The organism is Microbacterium sp. NPDC057741 (assembly GCF_042798735.1).
GTDB lineage: Bacteria > Actinomycetota > Actinomycetes > Actinomycetales > Microbacteriaceae > Microbacterium.
On the sequence record NZ_JBHVJW010000012.1, the window covers coordinates 3648 to 5200 of the forward strand.

Genomic DNA, 1553 nt, shown 5'->3' on the forward strand with positions numbered 1-1553 from the left:
TATGCTCCTTAGAAAGGAGGTGATCCAGCCGCACCTTCCGGTACGGCTACCTTGTTACGACTTAGTCCTAATTACCGATCCCACCTTCGACGGCTCCCTCCACAAGGGTTAGGCCACCGGCTTCAGGTGTTACCGACTTTCATGACTTGACGGGCGGTGTGTACAAGACCCGGGAACGTATTCACCGCAGCGTTGCTGATCTGCGATTACTAGCGACTCCGACTTCACGTAGTCGAGTTGCAGACTACGATCCGAACTGGGACCGGCTTTTTGGGATTCGCTCCACCTCACGGTATCGCAGCCCATTGTACCGGCCATTGTAGCATGCGTGAAGCCCAAGACATAAGGGGCATGATGATTTGACGTCATCCCCACCTTCCTCCGAGTTGACCCCGGCAGTATCCCATGAGTTCCCACCATTACGTGCTGGCAACATAGAACGAGGGTTGCGCTCGTTGCGGGACTTAACCCAACATCTCACGACACGAGCTGACGACAACCATGCACCACCTGTTCACGAGTGTCCAAAGAGTTGACCATTTCTGGCCCGTTCTCGTGTATGTCAAGCCTTGGTAAGGTTCTTCGCGTTGCATCGAATTAATCCGCATGCTCCGCCGCTTGTGCGGGTCCCCGTCAATTCCTTTGAGTTTTAGCCTTGCGGCCGTACTCCCCAGGCGGGGAACTTAATGCGTTAGCTGCGTCACGGAATCCGTGGAAAGGACCCCACAACTAGTTCCCAACGTTTACGGGGTGGACTACCAGGGTATCTAAGCCTGTTTGCTCCCCACCCTTTCGCTCCTCAGCGTCAGTTACGGCCCAGAGATCTGCCTTCGCCATCGGTGTTCCTCCTGATATCTGCGCATTCCACCGCTACACCAGGAATTCCAATCTCCCCTACCGCACTCAAGTCTGCCCGTACCCACCGCAAGCCTCAGGTTGAGCCTGAGGATTTCACGGCAGACGCGACAAACCGCCTACGAGCTCTTTACGCCCAATAATTCCGGATAACGCTTGCACCCTACGTATTACCGCGGCTGCTGGCACGTAGTTAGCCGGTGCTTTTTCTGCAGGTACCGTCACTTTCGCTTCTTCCCTGCTAAAAGAGGTTTACAACCCGAAGGCCGTCATCCCTCACGCGGCGTTGCTGCATCAGGCTTCCGCCCATTGTGCAATATTCCCCACTGCTGCCTCCCGTAGGAGTCTGGGCCGTGTCTCAGTCCCAGTGTGGCCGGTCACCCTCTCAGGCCGGCTACCCGTCGACGCCTTGGTGAGCCATTACCTCACCAACAAGCTGATAGGCCGCGAGCCCATCCCCAACCGAAAAATCTTTCCAACCACAGACCATGCGGCCGTGGCACATATCCAGTATTAGACACCGTTTCCAGCGCTTATCCCAGAGTCAGGGGCAGGTTGCTCACGTGTTACTCACCCGTTCGCCACTAATCCCCCAGAGCAAGCTCCAGGTTCATCGTTCGACTTGCATGTGTTAAGCACGCCGCCAGCGTTCATCCTGAGCCAGGATCAAACTCTCCGTAAAAAACAGATGCAAACCA

At 55.7% G+C, this 1553-nt stretch carries 1 rRNA gene; it reads right to left on the reverse strand.

Going from position 1 to position 1553, the window contains the following annotated elements:
• Positions 1-12: 12 nt before the first annotated feature.
• A 16S ribosomal RNA gene (locus ACFVDO_RS19740) occupies positions 13-1537 on the reverse strand.
• Between the last annotated feature and the right edge of the window lie 16 nt (positions 1538-1553).